Origin of the sequence: Actinomadura keratinilytica (assembly GCF_039539665.1) — a bacterium.
Lineage (GTDB): Bacteria > Actinomycetota > Actinomycetes > Streptosporangiales > Streptosporangiaceae > Spirillospora > Spirillospora keratinilytica.
In genome coordinates, this window is record NZ_BAABDO010000101.1 from 1 (window position 1) to 24,129 (window position 24,129).

15 protein-coding genes, 1 tRNA gene and 1 pseudogene are annotated in these 24,129 nt (G+C 71.5%); 7 read left to right on the forward strand and 10 right to left on the reverse strand.

All coding sequences use genetic code 11. The features are described from left to right. The coding region (locus ABD879_RS25145; protein ID WP_345024076.1) for a CU044_5270 family protein at positions 1-966 on the forward strand (966 nt) is incomplete at its 5' end. 169 nt (positions 967-1,135) lie between these two features. Then, entirely contained in the window at positions 1,136-2,299 is a 1,164-nt protein-coding gene (locus ABD879_RS25150) for a glycoside hydrolase family 5 protein (protein ID WP_345024077.1), read from the forward strand. A gap of 124 nt (positions 2,300-2,423) precedes the next feature. On the opposite strand, the gene ABD879_RS25155 is transcribed toward ABD879_RS25150, so the two are convergent. Further along, complete coding sequence (locus ABD879_RS25155; protein ID WP_345024078.1) at positions 2,424-3,578, reverse strand: S1 family peptidase; 1,155 nt, start codon at positions 3,576-3,578, stop codon at positions 2,424-2,426. A gap of 102 nt (positions 3,579-3,680) precedes the next feature. Beyond that, the gene (locus ABD879_RS25160; RefSeq protein WP_345024079.1) at positions 3,681-5,216 is read right to left on the reverse strand and encodes a 3-hydroxyacyl-CoA dehydrogenase; all 1,536 of its coding nucleotides are present in this window, start codon (positions 5,214-5,216) and stop codon (positions 3,681-3,683) included. Between the two features lie 138 nt (positions 5,217-5,354). Here ABD879_RS25160 and ABD879_RS25165 point away from each other — a divergent pair, with 138 nt between their 5' ends. Continuing rightward, positions 5,355-6,563: an acetyl-CoA C-acetyltransferase gene (locus ABD879_RS25165; protein WP_345024080.1), complete on the forward strand. Its 1,209-nt coding sequence runs from the start codon at positions 5,355-5,357 to the stop codon at positions 6,561-6,563. A gap of 1,019 nt (positions 6,564-7,582) precedes the next feature. Next, positions 7,583-9,733 carry a (Fe-S)-binding protein gene (locus ABD879_RS25170; RefSeq protein ID WP_345024081.1) on the forward strand — a complete coding sequence of 717 codons (2,151 nt, stop codon included), beginning with the start codon at positions 7,583-7,585 and terminating at the stop codon, positions 9,731-9,733. A gap of 81 nt (positions 9,734-9,814) precedes the next feature. Here the strand turns inward: ABD879_RS25170 and ABD879_RS25175 are convergent, their stop codons facing one another. The 5 genes and pseudogenes from ABD879_RS25175 to tnpA form a co-directional block, all read right to left on the reverse strand. Continuing rightward, positions 9,815-10,702, reverse strand: a complete 888-nt coding sequence (locus tag ABD879_RS25175; protein ID WP_345024082.1) for a glycine betaine ABC transporter substrate-binding protein — start codon at positions 10,700-10,702, stop codon at positions 9,815-9,817. A gap of 168 nt (positions 10,703-10,870) precedes the next feature. Then, positions 10,871-11,746: pseudogene (locus tag ABD879_RS25180) on the reverse strand (ABC transporter permease); the annotation flags it as partial. 1 nt (position 11,747) lies between these two features. After that, on the reverse strand, positions 11,748-13,022 hold the full coding sequence (locus tag ABD879_RS25185; RefSeq protein WP_345024083.1) for a quaternary amine ABC transporter ATP-binding protein: 1,275 nt from the start codon (positions 13,020-13,022) through the stop codon (positions 11,748-11,750). Between the two features lie 2,479 nt (positions 13,023-15,501). Continuing rightward, a complete protein-coding gene (locus tag ABD879_RS25190; RefSeq protein ID WP_345024084.1) occupies positions 15,502-17,382 on the reverse strand; it encodes a multicopper oxidase family protein in 1,881 nt (626 codons plus the stop codon). A gap of 1,033 nt (positions 17,383-18,415) precedes the next feature. Then, on the reverse strand, positions 18,416-18,832 hold the full coding sequence (gene tnpA / locus ABD879_RS25195) for an IS200/IS605 family transposase (protein WP_345024087.1): 417 nt from the start codon (positions 18,830-18,832) through the stop codon (positions 18,416-18,418). A 23-nt stretch (positions 18,833-18,855) separates the two neighbouring features. Between tnpA and ABD879_RS25200 the strand changes: the two genes are divergently transcribed. Beyond that, positions 18,856-20,007 carry an RNA-guided endonuclease InsQ/TnpB family protein gene (locus ABD879_RS25200; protein WP_345024091.1) on the forward strand — a complete coding sequence of 384 codons (1,152 nt, stop codon included), beginning with the start codon at positions 18,856-18,858 and terminating at the stop codon, positions 20,005-20,007. Positions 20,008-20,969: 962 nt separating this feature from the next. Here ABD879_RS25200 and ABD879_RS25205 read toward each other — a convergent pair. Further along, positions 20,970-21,497, reverse strand: coding sequence for a DinB family protein (locus ABD879_RS25205; RefSeq protein WP_345024088.1), 528 nt, complete (start codon positions 21,495-21,497; stop codon positions 20,970-20,972). Positions 21,498-21,589: 92 nt separating this feature from the next. Between ABD879_RS25205 and ABD879_RS25210 the strand changes: the two genes are divergently transcribed. Next, complete coding sequence (locus tag ABD879_RS25210; RefSeq protein WP_345024089.1) at positions 21,590-22,555, forward strand: helix-turn-helix transcriptional regulator; 966 nt, start codon at positions 21,590-21,592, stop codon at positions 22,553-22,555. On the opposite strand, the gene dcd is transcribed toward ABD879_RS25210, so the two are convergent. After that, complete coding sequence (gene dcd / locus ABD879_RS25215; RefSeq protein ID WP_345024092.1) at positions 22,556-23,131, reverse strand: dCTP deaminase; 576 nt, start codon at positions 23,129-23,131, stop codon at positions 22,556-22,558. It abuts the gene before it with no gap. Positions 23,132-23,234: 103 nt separating this feature from the next. Here dcd and ABD879_RS25220 point away from each other — a divergent pair. Continuing rightward, positions 23,235-23,305: transfer RNA gene (locus tag ABD879_RS25220), tRNA-Gly, on the forward strand. 67 nt (positions 23,306-23,372) lie between these two features. On the opposite strand, the gene ABD879_RS25225 is transcribed toward ABD879_RS25220, so the two are convergent. Next, positions 23,373-24,129: site-specific integrase (locus tag ABD879_RS25225; protein WP_345024090.1), on the reverse strand; the 757-nt coding region annotated here is incomplete at its 5' end.

Below are 24,129 nucleotides of genomic sequence, written 5' to 3' on the forward strand. Positions count from 1 at the left end.
GCGCCGGTCGCGGCCGGGGCGGCGGGCGCGGTCGCCGTCGCGACCGTCGGCTCCGGCGGCGCCGCGCCGCCCGGGCCGAGCGCCCCCGGCCCCCGGGAGATGGTGCTCGCCGCGGCCGTCCAGGCCGAACGGCAGGCCGACGGCCGGTACCTGGTGACGCACGTCCGCAACTGCCACGCCGAACCGGTCGAGGCCAAGACGGGCGACTACATCGTCCAGCCGTGCGACGAGATGTGGTCGTGGCGCGCCCGCGACCGGGCCGGCCAGTCGGCGGTGTGGACGCGCGACCTCGGGGCCCGACCGCAGACGCCTCGGGACGAGGCGCTGTGGAAGCGGGCCGGGTCGCCGCGCACGTTCCCCTACCACCAGGACCGCACGGCGCTGCCGGACCTCTACCGCACCGCGCCCACCCCGTGGAAGGAGGACCCGAGCGACCGGAACGAGAACTCCGACCGCTTCTTCCTGCTCGGCCGGTGGCTGACGGCGGACGAGCTGCGCAACCTGCCCACCGATCCCAAGCAACTGGAGAAGCTGCTGACGGCGCCGTCCACGCGGCCGCCGGTCCTTCGCGGCCCCAGGAAGCCCACGGGGCCCGGCCAGAAGATCGTCGAGGCGACCCTGGCGGTGTCCGAACTCCCGCTGCCGCCGAAGGTGTGGGCGGCCTTCATCAGGATGCTCGCCGACACCCCGGGCGTGCGCGCGGTGGGCCGGGTCGCCGACCCGCTCGGACGGCCGGGCGTGGCGCTTGAGGCGCCCCGCACCGCCTCGGCGACCGGCGGGGGGACCTCGATGGAGCGCGCCATCTTCGACCCCCGCACCGGCGCGCTGCTGGCGACGGTGTCGACCACGGTGGAGCGAGGCCCGCAGGACCCCGCCGTCTACCGGCCGGGCACGGTGGAGAACAGCCAGGTGATCATCAAGACGGAGTGGACCGACACGCGTCCGTCCCGGCCCGCGGCCGACTGACGGCGTCCCACCCGGCGCCCGGACCGCCCGCCGCCCCGCCCCGCGCGCCCCGCGGGGCGGGGCGGCGGCGTTCAACAGGCGGTCGCGCCCTGGCAATCATTTTCGGCTCAGGTTCTAATGGTGATTAGGAAGCACCCAAAAAGGGGCCGGTGAGCAGGGCGGAGTCGGCTTGGGCGATCTCAGGGACCGCCGTTCCCCGGGCGGCGTCGCCGGGCGGGGCGCGTGGCGCGCGGTGGGCGCGCTGGGCGCGGCCTTCGTCATCCTGCTGCCGGTCTCGGCGTCCGGGCCGGGGGCGGGCCCGCGGCCCGGCGCCGGCGGCCTCCCCTCGGGGTTCGCCCCACCGCCCGCCGCCCTGCGGTCCGGCGGGGCGTGGCCGGAACGCGGGCCGCCCGCCGGCAGCCCGGTCGCGGTCAACGGGCGGCTGCGGGTCTGCGGCACCCGGCTGTGCAACCAGCACGGCGCCCCCGTCCAACTGCGCGGGATGAGCGCGCACGGCCTGCAGTGGTACCGGGACTGCCTCACCCGCCGCTCCCTGGAGGCGCTGGCCCGCGACTGGAGGGCGGACGTCCTCCGGCTGCCGGTGTACGTGCACGAGGGCGGCTACGCCACCGACCCCCGCCGGATCACCGACCGCGTCCACCGCCTCATCGCGCAGGCCGCCGCCCTCGGCATGTACGTGGTCGTCGACTGGCACCTGCTCGGCCCGGGGGATCCGCACCGCCACCTCGGGCGGGCCGCGACCTTCTTCACCGAGATCGCCCGCCGGCACGCGGCGCGGGGGAACGTGCTGTACGAGATCGTCAACGAGCCGTACCGGGTGCCCTGGGCGCGCGTGCGCGACTACGCCGAACGGCTGGTGCCGGTGATCCGGCGGTACGACCCCCGCGCGCCGGTCCTGGTCGGCACGCGCGGCTGGTCCTCGCTCGGCGTGTCGGAGAACTCCGACGAACGGGAGATCGTCAACGCCCCGGTCCGCGCGGACGACATCATGTACACGTTCCACTTCTACGCCGGCGGCCACGGACGCCCGTATCTGGACGCGCTGTCGCGCGCCGCCGACCGCATCCCGGTGTTCGTCACCGAGTTCGGCACCACCGACCCCGAGGGCCGGGGCGACGACTTCGGCCGGGCCGGGCGGTACCTCGACCTGATGGCGCGCAAGAAGATCAGCTGGGTGAACTGGAACTACAGCGACGTGTCGGTGTTCCGCGGCGGGACCTGCCCGGACGGCCCGTTCGCGGGCACCGCCTCGCTGCGCCCCGCGGGCGCCTGGATCAGGGCCCGGCTGCGGACCCCCGACCACTTCCCGGCACCGCCCCGCCCGCGCGACTGACCGCCGCCCCGCCGCACCCGGCCGCAGCGCCGATCGTGCGGTTGATCGCCGTGCCGGTCGCGCACCCGGCCGCAGCGGGCGTTCGCGGCGGTGGCCTTCCGCGGCGGCCGGGCCCGGCCCCCGGCTAGAACACCTCGGCCCCGAACCGCTCCAGCGCCTCGGTCACCGGCTGGAAGAACGTGACACCGCCGGTCCGGCAGTCGCCCGCGCCGCCGGAGGTCAGCCCCAGCGCGGTCGTCCCGGCGAACAGGGGGCCGCCGCTGTCGCCCGGCTCGGCGCACACCGACGTCTGGATCATGCCGCTGACCGTGCCCTCGGGGAAGTTGACGGTCGCGTTCACGGCGAGCACCCGGCCGGTGGTGACACCGGTGGTGCTCCCGCTGCGCGCCACCCGCTGTCCCACGACCGCCTCGCCCGCCTGGGTGATGTCGCGGACCTGCCCGTTGTAGAGGTCGACGCCGCCCTGCCCGCCGAGGCCCTGCTGCGCGGACCGCACCAGCGCGAAGTCGTTGCCGGGGAAGCTGCTGGCGACCGTGGTGCCGAGCGGGCGGGCGCCGCGCTGGTCGGCCGTCCACTCCGCCACGGCGTTGCCGCAGTGCCCGGCGGTGAGGAAGAAGTCCTGGCCGCCGCGGCGGACGTTGAAGCCCAGCGAGCAGCGCGAGCCCCCGCCGAAGATCGCGTCGCCGCCGTCGGCGAGGGTGCGCAGCCGCCCGGAGAACCGCACCGTCCGCACGGACGAGCCCATCTGCTGCACCATCCGCTGGACCCGGGCCATGCGGGTGCCGGTGACCGACGCGTCCGTCCACAGCACCACCTGGGACGTGACCGGGTCGATGGCCCAGCCGGTGCCCGGCACGTCCGCCATCGACGTGCGCAGCGTCGAGGTGATGCGCCGCAGCGCGGCCGGGGTGCGCCGCACCGTCTTCGGCACGGCGCCGGCCGCGCGCACCATCGCCGCGTCGTCGTCGTTGGTGACGGTGACGACGGCGCGGCCCGCCGAGTCCACGTAGCCGCCGTTGGTTCGGGTACCGAGCCGGCGGGCGAGCCTGGCGGCCAGCGCCCCCGCGCCGTCGTCCGCCTGCTCCTGCGCGGCCCGCGCGGTGCTCTGCCCGGCGCGGGCGCCCCCGGCGAGCGCGGCCTCGCGCGGCGGCTCCGACTCGGCGTCGGTGTTCACCACGTACAGCGAACCGGCCACCAGGCCCGCGGCCCCGACGGCCACCGAGGTCCCGATGATCATCGCGCGCAGACGGCGTTTCCCGGCGGTGTTCGCACGCCCCATGAACCCTCCCAGCTCCGATATCCCGGACCTACGTCGGGGAGATACGCAGCCTCGCCGCGGCGGAGTTCAAACCGGATCCGGTGCGGAGCCGGGAGGGGGCCGTCAGAGCAGGTCGGCCGGGGTGGTGCCGGTCTCGGTGAGCGGGAGGCCGAGCTCGGCGCGTTCGGCCAGCCACAGGCTGGGGCGGTAGCGCGGGTCGCCGGTCGCGGCGTGCAGCCCGCGCAGGACGCGCAGCACGGTGGCGGCGCCCGCGTGGTCGCCCCACTCCAGCGGGCCGCGCGGGTAGCCGAGGCCGAGCCGCACCGCCGTGTCGATGTCGTCCGCGCTGGCCAGCCGCTGCTCGGCGATGCCGCAGCCGACGTTCACGATCGAGGCCAGCAGCCGCTGCGCCACCGGCGCGGGCGCGTCCCGCACCACCGTGACGGGCCGTCCGGTCGCGGCGAGCGCGGCCAGCGCGGCCCGCCCGGCGGCCGGATCCACGCCGGGGTGCACGCCGAGGGTGAGCCGCGAGGCGAAACCGCCGAGCGGATCGACGCCCAGCACCCGCTCGGCGGGCAGGCCGTGCTCGCGCGCCACGTCCAGCGCGCTGCGCCCGTACGGGGCGACGAGCACCACCGCATCGGCCGACGGGCGCTCGCCCTGCTCGACGTTCCCGCCGAGCAGGGCGGCGAGGGCGTCCCGCACGCCCGGCTCGGTGTCGTGCACCCAGACCGGACGCGCCTCGGCGGCGGGGGCCGGGGCCTCCGGCGGCTCCTGCTTGGCGCCGTCCACGTACCGGTAGAAGCCCTCGCCGGCCTTGCGGCCGAGCAGCCCCGCCTCCATCCGCGCCCGCGTGATCCGGGACGGACGCAGCCGCGGCTCGTCGTAGAACCCCGTCCAGATGCTCTCCAGCACCGGATGCGACACGTCCAGCCCGGTCAGGTCCAGCAGCTCGAACGGGCCCATGCGCAGGCCGAGCACGTCGCGGGCGATCCGGTCGACGTCCGCCGGCTCGGCCACGGCCTCGCCCAGGATCTGCAGCGCCTCGGTCACCAGGCCGCGCCCGGCGTGGTTGACCAGGAACCCGGGGGTGTCGGGCGCCAGCACCGGCTCGTGGCCGAGCCGCCGGACCAGCCCGGTCAGCGCCCCCGGGAGCCACGCGGCGGTCCGCGCCCCGGCGATCACCTCGACCAGCCGCATCAGCGGCACCGGGTTGAAGAAGTGCAGGCCGGCCAGCCGGCTCGGATCGGCCAGCCCCGCCCCGATCGCCGTCACCGACAGCGAACTGGTGTTGGTCGCCAGCACCGTGTGCTCGGGGCACACCTTCTCCAGCCCGGCGAACAGCTCCCGCTTGGTCGCCAGGTCCTCGCGGACGGCCTCGATCACCAGGTCGCACCCGTCCGCCGGGGCGAGCGGCCCGTCCACCGGACGCAGCCGCGCCTTCGCCGCCGCCGCGTCCTCGGCCGTCATCCGGCCCTTGGCCACCAGCTTGCCGAACATGCCCGACACGTATTCGACGGCGGCCGCCACCGCCTCGGGACGGACGTCGGCGAGCTCGACCGTCAGCCCGCCCGCCGCCGCGAGCTGCGCGATCCCGCGGCCCATCACGCCCGTGCCGACCACCCGAACCGTGCCGACCCGTTCCGCCCAGCCGTCCATCGCCGCCTCCTGTTCGCGTGCGGATTGCTGAACCGCATTCAACCTCCACCGAACCGGAGCCCGAAGCCCGGGGTGACCGGGCGGCGGCGTAGCCTCGTCTGGTGCCCGCGGCCGGATGTCACGGTGAGGAGCGAAACGATGCGCGATGTGGTGATCTGCGAGCCGCTGCGCACCCCGATCGGCCGGTTCGGCGGGGTGCTCGCGTCCGTGCCGCCCGTCGAGCTGGCCGCCACCGTGATCCGGGCGCTGCTGGAGCGCACCGGCCTGCCCGGCGACGCCGTCGACGAGGTGATCCTCGGCCACTGCTACCCGACGTCCGACGCGCCCGCCATCGGCCGGGTCGCCGCGCTCGACGCCGGGCTGCCCATCGACGTCGGCGGCATGCAGATCGACCGGCGCTGCGGCTCGGGGCTGCAGGCCGTGCTCAACGCCGCCATGCAGGTGCAGACCGGCGTCAGCGACCTGATCATCGCGGGCGGCGCGGAGAGCATGAGCAACGCGCCGTTCTACACCACCGAGGCGCGCTGGGGCCTGCGCGGCGCGTCCCTGGAGCTGCACGACTCGCTGGCGCGTGGCCGCGTCACCGCCGGCGGCCGCAACCACCCCGTGCCCGGCGGCATGCTGGAGACCGCCGAGAACCTGCGCCGCGAGTACGGCATCCCGCGCGAGGAGCAGGACGAGCTGGCCGTGCGGTCGCACCGGCGGGCCGTCGCCGCCCAGCGCGAGGGCCGGTTCGACGACGAGATCGTCCCGGTGACCGTCCGGTCGCGCAAGGGCGACACGGTCGTGGACACCGACGAGCACCCGCGTCCCGACACGTCCCTGGAGAGCCTGGCCCGGCTGCGTCCCGTCCTCGGCAAGACCGACGAGCAGGCCACCGTCACCGCCGGGAACGCCAGCGGCCAGAACGACGGCGCCGCCGCGTGCGTGGTGACCACCCCGGAACGGGCCGCCGAGCTGGGGCTGCGGCCGCTCGTCCGGCTGGTGTCGTGGGCCCGCGCCGGGGTGCCGCCGCGCACCATGGGCATCGGCCCCGTCCCCGCCACGGCCGAGGCCCTGGCCGCCGCCGGGCTCACCCTGGCCGACATGGACCTGATCGAGCTGAACGAGGCGTTCGCCGCGCAGGTCCTCGCCGTCACCCGCGAGTGGGAGTTCACGGACGCCGACTTCGACCGCCTCAACGTCAACGGCTCGGGCATCTCCCTCGGCCACCCGGTCGGCGCCACCGGCGCCCGCATCCTGGCCACCCTCGCCCGCGAGATGCACCGCCGCGACGCCCGCTACGGCCTGGAGACCATGTGCATCGGCGGCGGCCAGGGCCTGGCCGCCGTCTTCGAACGCGTCTGACGCCCCCGCGGTCGGATCTGGTCGGCGGTGATGCCGCCGTGGACGGGGCGTTGGATCCGGCGGCCGGGCAGACGATCGGGCCGCCGGGACGGCCGCCGGGATACGGACAGCACACGGATCGCTTCCGCCGCATCCGCGAGCGAGCGCCCCGGTGGGCGGACGCCGCCTAGCTGATCAGTGCGGCGACCGCGCCGAACGCTGGGTTTCCCGCGGTCGCGCGTGCCGTCGAGCACTTCGTCCGCCCGACTCCGCCCGCGGCTGACGCGGTCGCCTGACGTGGCGGCCGGCTCCGCTGCCGCGCGCGAGGCCGAGTTCGGCCTCGGCGCCTCCCGGCCCGCGCGCCGCACCGCCCGCTGCATCGGGGGTGACGCCGCCCTGGCCTCCGGTCGCCCGCCGCAGCGGGGCGATCCCCACCCGGCTGCGGCGTCCGGGCGGCGGCCGGCCGTTTCCGGCGGCCCGCCCGAGCCGGGAGCGGGCGGCGACGGGGCGTCCAGCACAGCGGCATGATCAGCCGCTGTGCGAGCGCGGCAGTCGGGTGGCGTCGGCGCGGGTCGCCCAGATCAGGCGGGGTGCGGACGACGGGTGAGGCGCCCGGCCGGTCGTGACGGCAGGGCAGCACACGCATCGCCTCGCCTGCGAGCGAGCACCCGGTGGGCGGACGCCGCGTTGCTGATCATCGTGGCGGTCGTGCCGCAGGGCGGGCCTCGCGCGGTCGCGTGCGGCGCCGGGCGCTCCGGTCGGCCGGGGGCCGCCCGCGTGGTCGCGGCCCGCCTTGTGACCTGCGGCGAAAAGTCCTGCGTCGGCGGGCTTGTACGGCTCGTTCGCGGTGCATATATATAGGCGATCTCCGCGTGGCCGGGACCGGTCCTGCGGGGGCGGCGTCCTGTGGCCGGGCGGGACGGCGCATGCGGTGGAACGAGCATAAGCTACTGCCGAGTAGTATTCGGGGCCCGGATGAATCACGGACTGTCGCGAGCCCTACGCTGGCAGCCGACGCCGTACCTCGGGAGGACGGAACAGTGTTCTGGCTCACATTGATACTCGGGCTCGCCGGCACGGCGGTCGCGGTGGCGCTCGCCGGGCGGCGGGTCCTGTTCCTGTGGCAGCTGTTCACCAGCGGCCAACCCGACCCCGAGCGCGTCCTTCAGGTCAAGCGCGATCCCAAGGCCGACCTGGAGGGCCAGGTCGTGGAGGTCATGGGGCAGCGCAAGCTGCTGAAGTGGACCGCCTCCGGCCTGGCCCACTTCTTCGTCATGTGGGCCTTCATCCTGCTGATCACCGTCTACCTGGAGGCGGCCGTCGCGCTGCTGTTCGGGCTGGACGCGCACATCCCCGGCCTGCAGACGTGGGGGCCGATCGGGTTCGTCCAGGACACCATCGCGCTGCTGTGCACGGCCGGCCTGGTGGTGTTCTCGGTCATCCGGTGGAAGAACTCGCCGAAGAAGCTGGACCGCAAGTCCCGGTTCAAGGGCTCGCACACCGGCGGCGCCTGGCTCATCCTGTTCATGATCTTCAACGTGATCTGGACGATGTTCTTCTTCCGGGGCGCGGCCTGGGCCAGCGGCAACCTCGCCTTCGGGAAGGGCGCGTACTTCTCCTACCTGACCGGGCAGCTGTTCGAGGGGCTCGGCCACGACACCCTCGAGGTGCTGGAGTCGCTCGGCCTGCTGCTGCACATCTACGTCGCGCTGGTCTTCCTGGTCATCGTCGTCAACTCCAAGCACCTGCACATCTTCCTGGCGCCGCTGAACGTCATGTTCAAGCGCCGCCCGGACGGCCTGGGCGCCGCCCAGCCGATGATGAGCAACGGCAAGCCGCTGGACTTCGAGGAGGCCGACCCCGACGAGGACGTCTTCGGCCGCGGCAAGATCGAGGACTTCACCTGGAAGGGCTTCCTCGACATGGCCACCTGCACCGAGTGCGGGCGGTGCCAGTCGCAGTGCCCGGCCTGGAACACCGGCAAGCCGCTGTCGCCGAAGATGGTCGTCCTGGAGCTGCGCGACCACGCGTTCGCCAAGGCCCCCTACATCCTCGCCTCCGAGGAGGAGAAGGAGAAGTTCACCGACGAGCAGAAGGCCGCCATGCAGGTGGACAAGCCGCTCGTCGGCGAGGACGGCGTCATCCACCCCGACGTGCTGTGGTCGTGCACCAACTGCGGCGCCTGCGTCGAGCAGTGCCCGGTCGACATCGAGCACATCGACCACATCCTGGACATGCGCCGCTTCCAGGTGATGATCGAGTCGAGCTTCCCGTCCGAGGCGGGCGTGATGCTCAAGAACCTGGAGAACAAGGGCAACCCCTGGGGCATGTCGGAGATGAAGCGCCTCGAGTGGATCGAGGAGCTGGACTTCGAGGTCCCGGTCGTCGAGGACAAGGTCCCCGAGGACACCGAGTACCTGTTCTGGGTGGGCTGCGCGGGCGCCCTGGAGGACCGCGCCAAGAAGACCACCAAGGCCGTCGCCGAGCTGCTGCACATCGCGGGCGTCAAGTTCGCCGTGCTCGGCCCGATGGAGGCCTGCACCGGTGACCCGGCCCGCCGCCTGGGCATGGAGTTCGTCTTCCAGATGCTGGCCCAGCAGAACGTGGAGACGCTCAACGAGGCCGGCGCCAAGAAGATCGTGGCGACCTGCCCGCACTGCTTCAACACCCTGGCCAACGAGTACCCGCAGCTCGGCGGGAACTACGAGGTCGTCCACCACACCCAGCTGCTGGCGCACCTGGTCGAGGAGGGCAAACTCACCCCGATCACCCCGATCGAGGAGAAGATCACCTACCACGACCCGTGCTTCCTGGGCCGCCACAACAAGGTCTACAAGCAGCCCCGCGACATCATGGCCAAGGTCCCGGGCGTCAAGACCCAGGAGATGCACCGGCACAAGGACCGCGGCTTCTGCTGCGGCGCCGGCGGCGCGCGCATGTGGATGGAGGAGCGCATCGGCAAGCGCATCAACACCGAGCGCGTGGACGAGGCCCTGGGGACCGACCCCGACACCGTCTCCACCGCCTGCCCGTTCTGCCTGGTGATGCTGGGCGACGCCATCAACGAGAAGAAGAACGCCGGCGAGGCCAAGGAGTCGCTGGAGGTCGTGGACGTCTCCCAGCTGCTCATCCGCTCCATCAAGGGCGAGGGCAGCCCCCAGGGGGAGAAGGAGCCCGCCGCCGCCGAGTGAGCCCGGCCGCTTGAAAGGGAAAGGGCCGTCCGGCGACCGGACGGCCCTTTCCCCTTCGCACGGCGGCGTTCTCGGCGCCGATCAGCCGGTGATCGACGAGGCGAAGGTCGGGTTGGCCTTCAGCCACTCGTCGACCGCCTGGTCGGGCTTGCCCTTGTACTTGTTCTCCATGAGGTCCTCGAGGGTCCCCAGCTGCTGGTCGTCCATCTTGAACTTCTTCAGCCAGCCGGTGACCTCGGGCTGGTCCTTGCTGAAGTCCTCGCGGGCGACGGTGTTGATGCCGTCGGGCTGGCCCATCGCGCCCTTGGGGTCGGCCAGGTCGCGGATGGGGAACTTGCTGTACGCCCAGTGCGGCCGCCACAGCGTGACGATGATGTCCTTCTTGGCGTCGGTGGCCTTCTTCAGCTCGCTCAGCATCGCCGCCGTGGACGAGGTCGTCACCTCGTACTCGTCCTGCAGGCCGTAGGCGGGCAGCATCTTCTCCTGCGACACCCGGTACAGGCCCGAGCTCTTCTCGATGCCGATGATCTTGCCGCCGTACTGGCCGCCCTTGCCCTTGAGGTCCTCCAGCGACTTCAGCGGCGAGTAGTTCGGCACCGCGATCGTCAGCGGCGCCTTGTCGTACCAGACGCCGATCTTCTCCAGCTTGTCCCCGTACTGCTTCCAGTAGTCCTCGTGGGTGCCCGGCAGCCAGGCGTCGATGAACAGGTCCACGTCGCCGCGCGCCATGCCGGTGTACAGCGGGCCGGTGTCGAGCGTCTTCACCTCGACGGTGTAGCCCTTGTCGGTGAGCATCCGCTTCCACAGCGCGGTGGCCGCCTCACCCTCGGCCCAGCCCGCCACCATGCCGATGGTGATCTTCTTGTCGCCCCCCGAGCCGGAGTCGCTGCCGCCGCCGCATCCGGCCGCGGTCAGCGCCACGGCCAGCGCCGCCGCGGCGATGGTCAGACCTTTGAACTTCCAGCGCATGCTGTATGTCCTTCCGTCGGTTACAGGATTCAGGCGGGCGTACCGGAGGTTTCTTCGGGCACGGTCGTCCGGCGCCCCGCCTGGACGGCCGCCCGACGTCCCGGGCGCGTACTCCGGCTCCCTGCCCGTGCCGTGCGGGGACGGCCGTCCGTCCGCCGAGGAGCGGGGTCAGGCGGTCATCTTGGCGTTGGCGCGGGCCACGGCCGAGCGGTCGCCGAGCGCCGACGTCACGCGGTCCAGGAAGATGGCCAGCACCACGACGGCGAGCCCGCCCTCGAAGCCCTTGGCGATATCGACCCGCTGGATGCCCTGCAGCACCTCGTCGCCGAGACCGCCCGCGCCGACCATCCCCGCGATGACCACCATCGACAGCGCCAGCATGATCAGCTGGTTGACGCCCGCCATGATGGACGGCATGGCCAGCGGGATCTGGATGCGGGTCAGGATGCGTCCCGGCGCGGTGCCGAACGCCTCGCCGGCCTCCACCATCTCCGCGTCCACGCCGCGGATGCCCAGCTCGGTCAGGCGCACCCCGGGCGGCAGCGCGAAGATCACCGTCGCCACCACGCCCGGCACCACACCGATGCTGAAGAAGAAGATCGCCGGGATCAGGTAGACGAACGCCGGCATCGTCTGCATGAAGTCCAGCACGGGGCGCAGCACCCGGCTGGTCACGTCGTTGCGCGCCGCCGCCACGCCCAGCGGCAGCGCCAGTATCAGCGCCACCACCGTGGACACCAGCACCAGCGCGAGGGTGTCCATGGCCGGCTCCCACAGCTCCATGCTGTCGATCAGCGCGAAGCCCGCCAGCGAGAACAGGCCCAGCTTCCAGCCGCTCAGAAACAGCGCCAGCAGCGTGAAGACGCCGATCAGCACCAGCGGGGGCGGCGCCGTCAGCAGGCCGGTCAGCCCGTCGACCGCGCCCTCCACGGCCGAGCCGATCGCGTCGAACAGCCAGCCCAGGTTGTCGGTCAGCCAGTCCACCGCGTCGGCGAACCAGTCGCCGACCGCAATGCGCGGCAGCTCCACGGCCGCCGCCGCGGCGTCAGCCCGCATTGCTCACCTCCCGCGCCGCCGCGGGCACGTCCTCGGCGGACTCCGCCGGGGCCGTGGCCGACTCGGTGACCTCGTGCAGATGCGTGCTGATCGCGCCGAGCGCGGCCAGCAGCGTCACCCGCGGGATCACCCCGAGCAGCGTCCCGCTGTCATCGGCCACCGGCACCGGCAGGTCGCTCTCGGCGCACCGGGCGAACAGGTCGGCCACGGGGGTGTCGGGGGAGACGGGGGCCAGGTCCTCGGGGTCGAGCAGGCCGTCCAGGGTCTGCCGCCCGTCCTGCACCGCGTCGGCGATCTTGGCGGCGCTGACCCGGCCGACCAGCCTGCGGTCGCGGCCCACCACGAACGCCGCACCGGTCTGGTGCTCGCGCATGGTGCGCAGCGCCGTCCGCGGGCCGGTGTTGGCGGGCACGGTGACCAGCGGCTTCTCCATGACGGACGCGGCGGTCAGCACCCTGGTGCGGTCCACGTCCTGCACGAACTGCGCCACGTAGTCGTTGGCCGGATCGGTGAGGATCTCCTCGGCCGTGCCGATCTGCACGATCCGGCCCTCGCGCATCACCGCGATGCGGTCGCCGATGCGCATGGCCTCGTTGAGGTCGTGCGTGATGAACACGATCGTCTTGCCCAGCCGCGCCTGCAGGTCCAGCAGCAGGTCCTGCATCTCCCGGCGGATCAGCGGGTCCAGCGCGCTGAACGCCTCGTCCATCAGCACGATGTCGGTGCCGGCCGCCAGCGCGCGGGCCAGGCCCACCCGCTGCCGCATCCCGCCCGACAGCTGGCCGGGCAGGTGGTCCTCCCAGCCGTCCAGGCCGACCAGCCCCAGGAACTCGCGGGCGGTCTTCTCCCGCTGCTCCTTCGGAACCCCCTGGACCTCCAGCCCGTAGGCGGCGTTGGCGAGGACACTGCGATGGGGGAACAGCGCGAAGTGCTGGAAGACCATGCTGATCTTCTTCTGCCGCAGTTCGCGCAGCGGCTTGGCCGGCATGCGGGCGATGTCCTGCCCGGCCACCTCGACGCGTCCCGAGGTCGGCTCCAGCAGCCCGTTCAGCATCCGGATCAGGGTGGACTTGCCGGAGCCCGACAGGCCCATCACCACGAAGGTCTCGCCGCGTTCCACCTCGAACGTGGCGTCCACCACGGCGGGAGTCACGCCCATGGCACGGATCTCCGCCAGATCCGCGCCGGCGTCAAGTTTTCGCAGCGCTTCGCCGGTCTTGCGGCCGAACAGCTTGGTAACGCGTTCCGCGCGGAGTATGGACACGGTCTCCTTTCCGGGTTTCCACGGACACCCGGAACGAGCCGGGTGCCACCCCCGGGGGCTGCCAGGGGCGCGCGGAAACTTCTCCATGAGCGCGTCCGCGGCGCTCCGAGGTTCCCTTTCCACGGCCTTGTCGTCCGGTGTGATGTGGTTCACGCAAAGTGCAGGTCAACCGGACGTCAACGCTGTGCGTCGATTGAAACTACCTTCCCTGGGAAGATGTTTCATCTTTTGGTGATCTGAGTCACACTCCGCGGCGGTCCGCGCGTACCGCCCGCACGGCGGGGCCATCCGCCCACACCGCACCGTGACGTCACGTTCTGGCATCTACCCCCGTAAACCGTGCATAAAGCGCCCTTGTGTACCCCTCCCCACCTGCCGCCACACCAACACCCGTCCATCCCGTGAGCCTCCTCACGAAATCCCCCACGACCACACCGGCAACAAATGCCACGATGCCCCCCCACCTGTGCATTCACCCGTTGAGGGGCCGCTCTGCCCGCCGCACAGGCACGTTCGCTGCAAGCCCGTCCAATCCACGCCCCCCAACAGCCGATTCCCCCAAGACGACGACAGCAGTCGCCCCACCCCCGGCGTGTGGCGGAGCTGAACCAGCCGGCGCCGCGCTGAGACCGTCCGACCTGCCAGTGGTGTGAGCCGCCGTCTGGCGCAGCAAACCGACCCCGCCGATGCGGCGGCGGTCGATCCGGGGATAGACGGACGACGACGGGTTGTGCTGAAGCCGTCTGACCTGCGCAGATGAGGTCGGGAGTGCAGGTTGCCGAGTCGGTGCGGCACGCCGATCTCACCGAAGCGGCGGCAGTGGCCGCCCCGATCCCGGCCTGTCCGGCACTGGACCGGCCGGTCGGGACGACGATGCGCCGCACTGAGACCGCTTGATCCGCACAGATCGTCGTCGGAGGTGTGCGCCCCTGCGCCGGTCCGGCCGGTCAATGTCATCGACGCGGCGGCGATGATCCACTCCTGGTGGGTTGGGCGGTACTGGAACAGCCGGGTGAGAGGGCGGCAAGTCGCACTGGGTCGTCTGATGGGTGCAGTCGCGGGCCGGTCCCGTGGGCCGATCTCACCGATGCGACGGCAGGGGGCGAACCACCGCCGGTGAGCAGGTGGTGCCGGGCCAGCCGGATGAGATGACGGTGGGTTGTTCTGAGGTCGTCTGATCTGCGCCGATGGGGCCGGGAGTGCGGGATGCCAGGCCGACGCAACAGGCCGATCCCACCGAAACGGCGGCGGGCGCTCCCTCCCCCGGCGTGTCCGGCGCTGTCGGACCAGTCGGCGGGGCAACGGTGCGTTGTGGGACGCGGTTGAACTGCGCAGACGATGAGGTCGCGGTGTGGGCGGATGGGTCGGTGAAGCGGACTGATCTCCTCGGGCCGGCGGCAGTGGTTGCCCCACATCCACTGGCGGGACTGGCGACGTTGGACCAGCCGGGCGGGACACAGTGCGTTGCGGTGGCGTCGTCTGATGGGTGCAGACGGCGCGCCGGCTGTGTGCGCTGCAGGCCGTCTCAGCAGGCTGATCTCATCGAGTTGCGGTAGTGGCTCACCGACACTTGCTGCTGCATCTGGCGGCGTTGGGCCAGCCGGATGGAATGGTGGTGCACTTGCGGCGAAGCCGTCCGGCCTGCGCGACGTCCCCGATGACGCGGGCGGTGGGCTGATCTCAGCGCGTTGGTGGCGTGGTTGCTTCGGGTGGGATGTGTCTGGGGGTGTCGGACCGGTTGGGTGGGGTGGGTGGCGGTGTTGTGCTGAGGTGTTCTGCGTAGATGGGGTTGGGGTGTGGGTTGGCGGGCCGGTGCAGCAGGCCGATCTCACCGGAGCGGTGGCAACGGGCGTCCTTCTCCCGGTGTGTCTGGTGGCGTGGTGCCGGTTGGGATGGAGGTCGGCGTGCTGGCGGCGAAGCCGTCCGGCCTGCGCGGTGTCCCGGACGATGCGGGCCGTTGTCGGCCTGGTGGGCTGATCTCTGCGCGTTGGCGGTCGTGGTTGCTTCAGTTCGGGTGTGTCTGTGGTGTCGGACCGGTTGGATGGGGCGAAGTGCGCCGTCGTGAGGTTGTCTGATGTGCGCAGACGTCGTGGTGTTGCGTGGGCGCTGGGCCGGTGCAGCGTGCTGATCTCACTGATGCGTGGGCGTCCCTCTCCCGGCGTGTCTGGTGGCGTGGGCCAGCCGGGCGAGGCGGGGTGCATCGTGGTGAAGTGTTTGATCTGCACGGACGGCGGTCCATCGAGCTGGTCCAGCAGGCCGCTTTCGCCGAAGCGGCGGCGGTGGTCATTGGCCCGTATGCCGGTGCGTGAGCGGAGAAGCCCATCTCCTCGGCCACGTGCGTGACTGGGCGGGAAAGGCGGCGCTGGACCGGGCAACGGCGCGTTACGGGACGGGTCTTCCGGAGGCAGGGTGCCCTGCCTCCGGAAGACCCGCACCTTCGACGCAGATTCCGGCGTCCCCACGCCATGTCTCACAACGATCAGTGCTTGGTCTTGTGTGAGCGGCCTTTGGGACGGCCGTCGCCCTTGGCGGGCTTGCGGCGGCGGACGACCTCGTAGGGGCGCATCATCTCGTTGTCCTCGTGCTCCAGCATGTGGCAGTGCCAGACGAAGCGCCCGGGGATGTCGAAGTGAGCCTTGATCCGGACGGTCTGCCGCGGCGGCACGGTCACCGTGTCGAGGTAACCGGTGTCACCGCGACCCGGTGGCGCGGTGCCGTCCGGTCCGCGTCCGACCACCTGGAACTGGACCTGGTGCAGATGGATCGGGTGCGCGTCCATGGTGTCGTTGCGCAGCGCCCAGATCTCGGTGGTGCCGAGGACAGGGGACTCGGTGACCGGATCGCTCCACATCCGCGGTACCGCGGCACCGGATGCGCTGACCGTGCCGAGGAGCATCCGGACCGGGCCGGCGGCGGAATCGGCGGCGTCCGGCATCTCCTCGGTGAGCACCAGACGCCGGGTGCGGGCCGCCGCGCCCAGCGACGGGAGCGAAGGAAGCCGAAGCTGGTCGGGCGGAACGCTGCGGTCGGGGCCGCTGCGCGGGCAGACCACGAACTTCAGCACCTGGCCCGTGGTGTGCGGATCGGCCGGTACGAAGTCCACGTCCGGAGCACCGGTGCTCATGGTGTCGTCCGGGCCCTCATTGATGAGCCACAGCTCGGTGCCCACGGGAACCTCGCCGAAATCGATGACGGTGTCGAACCGGGCGCCGGGTGCGATCCGCAGCTGTTCGAACCGCACCGGCCGGGGCAGGAACCCGCCGTCGCTGCCGATCTGCCAGATGGGCAGCGCCGCCCGGGCCGGGCGGGCGACCGGATCGTCCGCGACCTTGAGGATCAGGAACCGCGCGTTGCAGCCGTTGAGGAACCGCAGCCGGTAGCGGCGCTGTTCCACCCGCAGCACCGGCCATGTCCTCCCGTTCGCGACGATCGCGTCGCCGAAGAACTCCGGATTCCAGAACGGCGGCACGTCCGTGCCCGGGATGTACGGGCCGCGATACCCGCTGAACGCCCTGCTGTTCGGATAGAACAGCGAGCCGTCGGCGTAGAACGACCTGTCCTGGATCAGGATCGGGATGTCGAAGCAGCGCCTGCTCTTGGGGTGGCCGACGCCGGGAGGCGGACCGGGCAGCACGCCGTCCGGCAGGTCCGACGGGCCGCCCCGCAGCAGGTAGAAGCCGGCCAGCCCCGAGTAGACGTTCGTCCGGGTCATGCCGAGCGTGTGGTCGTGGTACCAGAGCGTGGCGGCGCGCTGGTCGTTGGCGTAGTGGAACGTTGCGCTGCCCGGCCGCCACCGGACACCGAACCGCTGCTCGGACTCCGCCCGGAACCGGTCGTAGAAGGACCCCACCCTCGCGTACCCGCGCGGTATGTTCCGCGCCGCCGGGAGGTACCAGGCCTCCGGATACCCGTCGCTGTCCTGCAGGCTGTGACCGCCGTGCAGATGCGTCACGATCGGCACCGGCCCGCCGTAGGGCCGGGGCGTGCGGCTGAACTCCGGGGTGGAGTCCCGGCGGGCGACGCCGCCCGGCGGGTTGGCCCAGTGCAGGGTCGGGTCCACGGCCTCCAGCGACGGCAGGAAGTCGCCGCGGGAATCCATCAGCTGGTTGATCCAGGTCACGCGCACCGGACGGCCGGCCCTGGCATTGATGGTGTGGCCCGGATAGCTGAACGTCCCCGGATGCGCCACCGAGCCGTAGCCCCATACGGTGGTCCGCGGCATGGACCGCGGCAGGACCTGCTGGCGGAACTGCCGCACCCCGATCCGGTACTCGACGATGTCGCCGCGACGGCCCACCGGCGGCATCGCGGGCGGAATCAGCAGCTCCTCGACGTACTTGGGGATGTTCGCCGGATCCATGGGTCGCAACCGCGTCGCCCCCAAGGCGCGTGCGGGGAAGAGCGTCAGCCCACCGCCGGCCGTGGCGCCTGCGGCGGCGCCGACCTTGAGGACTTGCCTGCGAGTGAACATGAGCCCCTCCGAATCCCGGCGATCAGTCTGCGAAATCGCCTGGAGACTGCCCTGGGAAATGCCGCGCCTAAACCGGCCGTCGGTAAACTGACCGCCGCGAAGTCGCCCGATCGTCGTACCGGCAGAAACGCCGGAAAGGTAACGAGATAAGGCGGCGGATGTGCATGTTCACATACTGTCGAATCGTCCCGGTTGTGCTGCTCATCGGGTGGACGGCGGGGCCTGCGGCCATCTGAGGAGATCCGGAGGGTGTGGAGCCCGTGCCGGAATACCGGCGAGAAGCCAGGCTGCCCGTCCGGCGCGACCGCCCCTCGAATAAACAATTACGACAACACGGAAGATGATCAAAGAAGACGCCTGAAAGTGCATTGCTCGCCGCGTACGACGACATATCAGGCATCGCATCCGGTTGCTGAAACACGCCGTTGGATGATGCCGGAGTGCCGATTGACGATGCTGCGCGCTGCCCGGGCCGATGTTCTCGCGCCACCGTGCGATGTCGTCCACCCGCTGGGGCTGCCGCGCGCCGCGAGCTGGTGCCGGGACCGGCTGGGAGAGACCACCTGCCGCTCGCCGTCGCCGGGTGCAGCCCCATGACGCTCGTGCAGCAGCGCGCCGCACGGTGCCCCTGCCTCGGAGCTGCGCCCGCCGTGAGGCGCCGCTATGTGCTGAGCCATTGGGTGTGGTGTGCTCGCGTTGTTGGCAGCACTGTGTCGCATTGGCTTCGGTGTTAGCGGGTGATGTCGTCCGTTGCCGCTGCCGTGGAGAGATCCCACGCTCCGGCTCAGTGATACCTCGCGCGTCGCTGGCTACCAGGCTCGTCCGCAGTGCTCCGGCCTTCAGGCCGGGGGTGAAGCGGACCCTCCCGCGTAGCGGGGCAGGGAAAGCCGGATCGCCCCGGGCGATCCAGCGTCTACCCGGCTCAGACCGGGCGGTTCTGCTGCTCGATGTACTGGCGCAGGACACTGAGCGGAGCGCCGCCCACACTCCCGGCGAAGTAGGAACCCGACCACAACTTGTTCCCCCGATAGTAGTGGCGGGCCAGCTCGGGGAACTCCTGCCGCAGCCGCCGGGAGGACACCCCTTTCAGCGAGTTGACCAGCCGGGACAGGGCGACCTTCGGCGGGAAGTGCACCAGCAGGTGGACATGGTTGCTCTCGCCGTTGAACTCTGCCAGCTCGCACTCGAAATCAGCACACACGTCCCGCATGATCTGCTCCATGCGCTCCAGGTGGACGCCGGTGAACACCGGATGCCGGAACCTGGTCACGAAAACCAAGTGAGCGTGCAGGGCGAAAACACAGTGTCTACCGGTTCTTATGTCTCCGTACTCGGCCATAGACCAATGGTAGGATGATCGTTGTGCAGCTCCGGTACAACTTCCGCCTCTACCCGACGCCGGGCCAGCGTCAGGCGTTGGCCAAGGCGTTCGGGTGCGCCCGGGTGGTGTACAACGACGGGCTGCGCGCACGCGAGGAGGCCCGCGCGGCCGGGCTGCCGTACATCTCCGACGGCGAACTGTCCAAGCGCATCATCACGCAGGCGAAGAAGACCCCGCAGCGCGCCTGGCTGGGCGAGGTGTCCGCTGTTGTGCTCCAGCAGGCGCTGGCCGACCTGAACAAGGCGTACCGGAACTTCTTCGCCTCCCTTTCGGGGAAGCGGAAGGGGCCGAAGGCCGGCGCGCCGTGTTTCCGGTCCCGCAAGGACAACCGGCAGGCGATCCGCTTCACCCGCAACGCCCGCTTCCAGATCACGCCGGGCGGGAAACTGCGCCTGCCGAAGATCGGCGACGTTACGGTGAAATGGTCCCGGCGTCTGCCGTCGGAGCCCTCCAGCGTGACGGTGGTCAAGGACGCGGCCGGGCGGTACTTCGCGTCGTTCGTCGTCGAGGCCGCCGCCGAGCCGCTGCCGGAAACGACCACCGAGGTCGGCATCGACCTCGGCCTGGCCCACTTCGCGGTGCTCTCAGACGGCCGGAAGATCGGCAACCCCCGGTTTCTCCGCCGCGCCGAACGGCGCCTGCGCAAGGCGCAGCAAGCCCTGTCCCGCAAGGCAAAGGGGTCGAACAACAGGAAGAAGGCCATCGCCCGGGTCGCCCGCGCCCACGCTCGGGTGGCCGACGCGCGCCGGGACTTCGCGCACAAGCTCTCCACGCACATCATCCGCGAGAACCAAGCGGTGATGGTGGAGGACCTGGCGGTGGAGGGCCTGGCCCGCACCACGCTGGCCAAGTCCGTGCACGACGCCGGATGGGCGCAGTTTGTGAACATGCTGGCCTACAAGGCCGCTCGGTACGGCCGGACCCTGGTGAAGATCGACCGGTGGTTTCCCAGCAGCAAGCTGTGCTCGGCGTGCGGGGCGGTCGCCGGGTACATGCCGCTGAACGTCCGGTCGTGGACCTGCCCGTGCGGGGCGGTGCACGACCGGGACGTGAACGCAGCGAAGAACATCCTCGCCGCCGGACGAGCGGAGAGGCTAAACGCCTGTGGAGGGACCGTAAGACCCGCCGCCTAGCGCGGGGGCGGGACCCGGTGAAGCAGGAAGCCGCAGAAGTGCCGCACGCGCGGCACAGGCTGAATCCCCGGCCTTCAGGCCGGGGAGCGCGTCAATTCCCCGTCTCTCCGGTGCCGCCGCGCGCCGCCGGGGGGATGCGCTTGCACCGATAGATGTTGTCGAGTGTCGGACGATGCCTCCGCCGCGGGGTGATGCCTCGCGCCGCCGGAGGTGCGTGCCGTTCGAGCTGCGTGTGCCGCTACCAGGGCCTGTCCGGTGGATCATGGTAGGCCCGCAGCAGTGCGGCGACCAGGGCGGTCCCGACCTCGTTGCGGTGTCGGCAGGGTGGCCGCATAGGCGACGGGCGGGGGCCGCCATCCCGGCCCGGCCGCACATGACGGCGGTGAAACCGCAGACTCGCAGCACGCAGCGGACGACCCGGTCGGCACCCCACCCGTTCTCGAAAGCCGGATGTCAGGATCCGCCGGACATGGCCTATGGCAGCCGGGGCGTCCGCCGCCTGTGCGGCTCCACCGGTGCGAGCGGGCCGGGACGGCGCGTTGGCGACGGGGGCACCCCGCCGACGTCGCAACGTCACCAACCGGCTCAAGAGACGACGCGGCAGCGCCACCCGCCACGCTAAGCGCGCACCGCCTAAGGCGTGTTCCGGTGGAGCATGGTCGATCCGCAGTAGAGCGGTGACAAGGGCGCTCCTGGCTCGGGTAGTGACAAGCGAGCTTGGTTGCGGCGGTGGCGATACCCCGCCGTTGCTCGGGCCGGTTGAGCGCGGCCAGCAGAGGTGAAGACGAGCGGCGGCCTCGGATGGCTTCGGTGCTGCAGCGTCTCACCAGCTGGAGGACGCCATCCTGCGACGGCGGACGTGGAATGGACGGAGCTTGGTCTGGAGGCACTGCTTGAACGCCGGGCGGCGGGGCGGCGCGCGCTCTGGCGCGCCGCCGCCTTCACCGGGGTCGTGGTTGCGGTCAGCCCATGCTCTTGGCGCCGTCCAGGGACTCGCGGATGATGTCGGCGTGCCCGGCGTGCTGGGCGGTCTCGGCGGCGATGTGCATGAACACCCGGCGGGCCGACCAGCGGGCGTCCTCGAACCAGGGGGCCTTCGGCAGCGGCTGGGTGGCGTCCAGGTCGGGCAGGGAGACGACCAGCTCGTCCGTCCGGCGGGCCACTACTTCGTAGGCGTCCAGCAGCCCGGCGAGCGTCTCCCCGGGCAGCATCCGGAACTCGTCGGCCCGCTTGGCCCAGTCCTCCTCGGTCATCGAGGCGAAGTCGACCATCGCCGACGGCCCGTTCACGATGAAGTCCGCCCAGCTCTGCTCGACCGAGGTGACGTGCTTGATCAGTCCGCCCAGGCACAGCTCGCTGGCGGTGGTCCGCTGCCGGGCCTGCTCGTCGGTGAGATCCCGGGTGGTGAAGCGCAGGAAGTGCCGCTGCTTGGCCAGCATCTCCAGCAGGTCGGCGCGCTCGCGGGTGGTGGTCGGCGTGTTGGCGGTCATGTTCTCGGCCCTCCGTGGTCGTCGAGTGCGCAGCCCACGCTAGGAACCGCAGCGGTCACTTTCTGACCTCAATTCGCGCGAGGATGGAGAACGTGGCGAACACCAGTACCCGGACGCTGCGGCTGCTGTCCCTGCTGCAGACCCACCGATACTGGCCGGGCACCGAACTGGCCGAACGGCTGGGCGTCTCCGTCCGCACCCTGCGCCGGGACATCGACCGGCTGCGTGAACTGGGCTATCCGGTGGAGGCGCAGCGCGGCGTGGACGGCGGCTACCAGTTGGCCGCCGGTGCTGCGCTGCCGCCGCTGATGATCGACGATGAGGAGGCGGTCGCCCTGGCGGTGGGACTGCAGACCGCCGCCCAGAGCGCGGTCGAGGGCATCGCCGAATCCTCGGTGCGCGTGCTGGCCAAGGTGGTCCAGGTGATGCCGCCCCGCCTGCGCCGCCGGGTCGAGGCGCTGCGCGCGATGACGGTGCCTCTCGGGGGCGGTCCGGCCAGGACCGCCGTCGACCCGGGCGTCCTCACCGCGATCGCGCTGGCCTGTCGCGACAGCGAGCAGCTCCGCTTCTCCTACACCGCAGCCGACGGCCGCCGCACCGACCGGCTCGTCGAACCGCATCGGCTGGTCCCCCTCGGCCGCCGCTGGTACCTGGTCGCCTACGACCTCACCCGGCACGACTGGCGCAGCTTCCGGGTCGACCGGCTCTCGGCGCCGGACGGAACCGGCGTCCGGTTCCGTCCCCGCGACCTGCCCGCCGCCGACGCCGCCGAGTTCGTCCGCGCACGCCTGGACAACCTGCCGCGCCCCTACCGGGTGGAGGCGATCGTCGACGCGCCCGCCGCGGACGTCCGCCGGCGCCTGGGCCGCTGGGCCACCGTCGAGGAGGTCGACGCCGAGCACTGCCGGATGCGCATGACCACCGACTCCCTGGACTGGGCGGCCATGGCGCTGGGCACCCTCGGTGCCGACTTCCGCGTTCTCAACCCGCCCGAGGTGCTCGACCGGCTTCGGGACTGGGCGACCCGCTTCCAGCGCGCCTGCGCCGAAGGCCGGTGATCAGACCTTGGTGCGGTGGAAGTTCAGGTAGGACCGCGACGGCGTCGGCCCCCGCTGGTCCTGGTAGCGCGACCCGTACCGCTCCGACCCGTACGGGTGCTCGGCCGGCGAGCTCGTCCGGAAGAGGCACATCTGCCCGATCTTCATCCCCGGCCACAGCTTGATCGGCAACGTCGCGACGTTGGACAGCTCCAACGTCACGTGCCCGCTGAACCCGGGGTCGATCCAGCCTGCCGTCGAGTGCGTCAGCAACCCCAGACGTCCGAGCGAGCTCTTGCCCTCCAGCCGCGCCGCCAGGTCGTCCGGCAGCCCGAACACCTCGTACGTGGAGGCCAGCACGAACTCCCCGGGATGCAGCACGAACGCCTCCTCGGCGTCCACCTCGACCAGCCGCGTCAGGTCGGGCTGCTCCACAGCCGGGTCGATATGGGGATACCTGTGGTTCTCGAACACCCGGAAGTACCGGTCCAACCGCACGTCCACACTGGACGGCTGGATCATGCTCGGATCGAACGGGTCGATCTTCACCCGCCCGGATTCGAGCTCGGCCCTGATGTCACGATCGGAGAGCAGCACGTCAAGCACGCTACCGGGTCCTCGGCACCCACGCGGCCCCGCATACCGTTCTCACCGACCCCATGGTTTCCGGTACCATGTGCGAGGCGGGTACCACCGCCACGCGGGTGTAGTTCAATGGTAGAACTTCAGCTTCCCAAGCTGACAGCGCGGGTTCGATTCCCGTCACCCGCTCAAGGAAGAAGGCCCAGGTCAGGGGGCATGACCCCCGAACCTGGGCCTTGATCGTTCAGCCATCCGATCAGCGACGGGCAACTAGCGGGCGATTAGGCCACGGGCACCAGCCCCTCGCCGCGCCAGCCGCTCCGTCCCCCTCGTCACCGTCGTCCCGCTGCTGTGCGGCCCGCACGAGGGCGTCCAGACCGTCGGCGATCGCACGGTCAGCGCTGTTGGACCGATGCTGGTAGCGCAGTGCGGCCCGTTCGTTGTCGTGGCCCATGCGGGCCATGAGGTTCTTGGTCGAGACGCCCATGTCGGCGGCCAGGGTGTTGCCGGTGTGGCGCAGGTCGTGGAAGTGCAGATTGGGGACCCCGAGCGACTCTGCCACAAGCTTCCAGCGGGTGATCTTGTTGAAGCCGCTGCGTCGCATCGGCCCGCCCTTGGCCCCGGTGAAGATCAGGGCGTTGTCGCCGGGGCGGACGTACTTGTTCAGGTGCGCGACCAGGTGCGGGATGATCGCCGCCGGGATGGAGACCGTGCGCAGGCCCGCCCGGGACTTGGGCGGACCGAGCAGCATCTTCCCGTTGGCCTGTTCGACGAACGCGGCCCGCACCCGGACGGTGCGGTTCGCGATGTCGATGTCGCAGCGCCGAAGCGCTGTGATCTCGCCCCACCGCAGGCTTGCGAACGTGGCGAGCAGGATGAACGCCCGGAGCCGGTCGTCTCGGGTGACGTCGGCGTGGCCTTCCTCGGCCAGCTTCCACAGCATCCGTTCGGCTTGCGCGCGGGTGGCGATGCCGCGGAAGCGTTTGAGCCGGTTGAAGCAGCGTTCGATCACG